Annotated in this window: 2 protein-coding genes and 1 pseudogene; 1 reads left to right on the top strand and 2 read right to left on the bottom strand. The window is 64.2% G+C overall.

The features are described from left to right. The coding region (locus WAW17_RS03045; protein WP_422331543.1) for a nucleoside-diphosphate sugar epimerase/dehydratase at window positions 1-603 on the bottom strand (603 nt) is incomplete at its 3' end. Window positions 604-1,233: 630 nt separating this feature from the next. On the opposite strand from WAW17_RS03045, the gene WAW17_RS03040 reads away from it, so the two are divergent. Then, window positions 1,234-3,576 (top strand): MMPL family transporter, encoded by a 2,343-nt coding sequence (locus tag WAW17_RS03040; RefSeq protein WP_422331542.1) that lies wholly within the window; start codon window positions 1,234-1,236, stop codon window positions 3,574-3,576. Between the two features lie 5 nt (window positions 3,577-3,581). Here WAW17_RS03040 and WAW17_RS03035 read toward each other — a convergent pair. Next, window positions 3,582-3,847: pseudogene (locus WAW17_RS03035) on the bottom strand (hypothetical protein); the annotation flags it as partial.

The following is a 3,847-nucleotide window of genomic DNA, read 5'->3' as shown; positions in this document are numbered from 1 at the left end:
CACCACCGTGTACCCGTCGGCACGACCGCGGTCGAAGGACTCGGCCAGACCGCTGACCGACCTCCGCGCGCCCACAACCAGAACCGAGGTCTGCAATCTGCCCTGCGCACGCCGGTAGGCGACGGCCCGGCGCCACATCCACCGGCTGAACAGCAGACCCAGTAGACCGGCGGGAAGAGCGATGGCCAGATAGAGCCGCGCAAGATCCATCCTGGCGAGCAGCGCGACGATGGCGATGATGCCGAAGAGCCGCATCGTGGACGTGGCGATGCGGCGATACTCTTCCGGCCCACTCCCGATGATCCGCGGCGACCGGGTATGGAAGATCGACAGCATCCCGAGCCACAGCGCGATCAGCGCCGCCGAGATGAGCGCGTAGCTCACACTGTCGAGGGTCGAGGACTGAACCAGCACTTCCGCATGACCGAAGCGCAGCCACTGCGCGAAGACCACCGCGGCGATCACGACGAGCGCGTCGGTACAGACCAGTGCGCGTGTGTATTTCTTCTGCCATTCGCGTCGCGTGACCCGTGCCGGAACCGGCGTCGCCTGAACCGGACGGACGTCGAACGACTCCTCGGTGGACGCGCTGTAGCCGGTCACAATTACTTCCCTCCCGCTACCGACAGCACGACCGTCGGCGGATGCGGGAGGACGAGCCGCCCCCGAGAAGCGAGACACGAGCACAGCACTTTCGCCACAGTAGTAATCGCTCCTCACTCGTTTCGTTACGCGATACGTGAATTCTCCACAATCCGTCCGAATACCTGCGAGTAACAAGCAGACATATGCTGTCCCCGCAATAACGAGTAACACTCCCCTCGCGGTCGACGCTATCAGCAGAAGAGTCGGCTGTCGCAATATTCAGACCACGAACGTTTTCAGATGACGGCCCGGCGATGTCCTGACCTGCACATACAGGCAGCACGTCGTATCGAAATCCGGTCGGAGCGCGCGCTATTGCCCGTTCGACGTCACGATACAACCGCAATAAAAGACCGCAGGATTGTTACACCCCGAATTATGCGGCCGGGCGCCGACCAAACCCGGATAATCGATAACGGGCGACCGCGATATCCGGTCGATACCCGCCGAGACACAGACAACAATTGCGACATTTCCCACAATTCGCGGGCGCGGTTCACCACGGTTACCCTGCCCCGGATCGTTTGCTGTGGTAACTCTTATTCGGACATTTGTTCAGAATCGGGCACTCGGGACAAGGACGGGCTCATGGCAGGCCTTCTGTATCGGTTGGGCAAGTTCTCGTTTCGTCGCAAGTGGCTCGTCGCGGGAGCGGCATTGCTGATGTTGGTCCTGATGGGTGTTGCTGCCGCCACCCTGTCCAAACCCACCTCCGATACCTTCTCGATTCCCGGCATCCCGGCCGAGAAGGCCATGGATCTCATGGATGCGCGCTTCCCCGGCGCCGGCCAGGGCATGGCGCTCGACGCCGCCACAGCCAAGTTCGTGTTCGCCGCACCCGAGGGGCACACGCTCGACGATCCGAAAAACCTTGCAGCGGTAGAGTCGGTGATCGACAAGATCAAGACACTCCCCCAGCTCGGCGCCGCGGCAGCCGCCGCCGTCACCAACCCGGTGTCGACATCCGAGGCGGAACTGGCCGCCGCCGAAGTGAACGCCGCCCTACCTCCCGATCAACGCAACCCGACTGTGCCGACGCCACAGAATCTCTCCGCGCTGCTGCCGCTCAACACGGAAGCCACACCGAACTTCCCCGCCCACGCGGTGGCCTACACGTCCGTCACCTTCGACGTCGAATCCGCAACCGACATCACCGACGACACCCGCGACGCCATCGATGCGGCCGTGCAGACCGGACGCGATGCGGGCATCACCGTCTACGCCACCGGCAGCGCCGTCGCCGCGCCCGCCGGAGACAGCCCCGCCGAACTGATCGGTATCGCCGTCGCGGCCGTCGTCCTGGCGATCACCTTCGGATCTCTGGTGGCGGCCGGGCTTCCGCTGATCACCGCGATCGTCGGTGTGGCCATCGGCAGCCTCGGCATCACCGCCGCCACCGGCATCTGGGAACTCAGCTCGGCCACCCCGGTTCTTGCGATGATGATCGGCCTGGCCGTGGCCATCGACTACGCGCTCTTCATCGTCTCCCGGTACAAACACGAACTGGCCCTTACCGACGACCGGGAAGAAGCCGCCGGACGCGCCGTGGGCACCGCCGGATCCGCGGTGGTGTTCGCGGGCATGACGGTGTTCATCGCACTTGTGGCGCTGTCGGTGGTGCGCATCCCGTTCCTCACCGCGATGGGTCTGGCCGCGGCGTTCACCGTCGTCATGGCGGTGATCATCGCGATCACCCTGCTTCCCGCCGTGCTCGGCATCTTCGGCCGTTCGGTGTTTGCACTGAAGATTCCGAAACTCACCGGCGAACCCGCACCGGAAGAGACGTCGCGGGCCGTCAAGTACGTGCGGTTCATCACCCGCGTCCCCGTGGTCACGCTGGTGATCGGCGTCGTGCTGCTCGGCGTGCTGGCAATCCCCGCACTGAAACTCGACCTCGCCCTGCCCGATGACGGCACCGCCGCACCCGGCACCACCCAGCGCGAGGCCTACGACCTGATCTCCGACGGCTTCGGGGTGGGAGCCAACGGCGCGCTCGTCGTGGTCGCGGACGCCACCGGCGTGGCGGCCGGCACACGGACGGAAGCGTTCGGCGCCGTGGTGACGAGGATTTCCTCCGAACAGGGCGTGAAGAACGCTCAGGTGGTCGACATCAACAAGGCCGGCGACACCGCGATGATCCAGGTGATCCCGGATTCCGGCCCCAGCGAACCGGCCACTCAGCAGCTGGTGGACAACATCCGGGGCTCCGAAGGTGCACTCACCACGTCGACGGGCATCACGTTCGGCGTCACCGGGCAGACCGCGATCGAGGGCGACGTCTCCGCTCGCCTCAGGGCGTCGCTCCTTCCCTACCTGCTGATCGTGGTGGGCCTGGCCTTCATACTCCTGATGCTCGTGTTCCGCTCGGTGCTGGTTCCGCTCTCCGCCGCCCTCGGCTTCCTGCTCAGCATCGCCGCCACCTTCGGCGCCACCGTGGCCCTGTTCCAGGAAGGCGAATTCGGCCTGATCGGAAACCCGCAACCCATCGTGAGCTTCCTGCCCATCTTCCTGATCGGTGTGGTGTTCGGACTCGCCATGGACTACCAGGTCTTCCTGGTCACCCGGATGCGCGAATACCACACCCACGGTGCCTCCCCGAAAGATGCTGTGATCAAGGGCTTCCACCACGGTTCCCGGGTGGTGACCGCCGCGGCCGTCATCATGATCGCGGTGTTCGCCTCATTCATGACGCAGCCAGATTCCCTCGTCAAATCCATCGGCTTCGCGCTCGCCGTCGCCGTGGTCTTCGACGCGTTCGTCGTGCGCATGCTCATCATCCCGTCGGTGATGGTGCTGCTCGGCGAGAAGGCCTGGTGGCTTCCGCGCTGGCTCGACACACTGCTGCCCAACATCGACATCGAAGGCGAAACGCTCCACAAACCCGAAACCGAAGTCGTGCCCGAGCCACCTGAGGAGTTGTCGAAGGTGTAGTTTTGTCACTCCCTCGTTGGTTGCTCGTCACCTGGAGTGCGGCGCATCACCGTCACGGCCAACACCACAACCCAGACGAGGTAAACGTAGGCGTTGATGCGCTCATAGGCTCCGAGCCAGGGTGTCGGAAGGTTGTCCGCGATGTCCGGGATGAATTGCGATGCCAGCCATCCGGAAACCATCAGGACCACCAGTGTCCCTATCGAATACCACCGGAACCATCCTCGGTACACCAGTGCCGCGCACAACACCGCCGCGAAGACAAATGCAC

The organism is Rhodococcus sp. (in: high G+C Gram-positive bacteria) (assembly GCF_049286785.1).
Lineage (GTDB): Bacteria > Actinomycetota > Actinomycetes > Mycobacteriales > Mycobacteriaceae > Rhodococcus_F.
The sequence above is the reverse complement of the archived record's forward strand: the minus strand, read 5'-3'. Positions and strand labels throughout refer to the sequence as shown.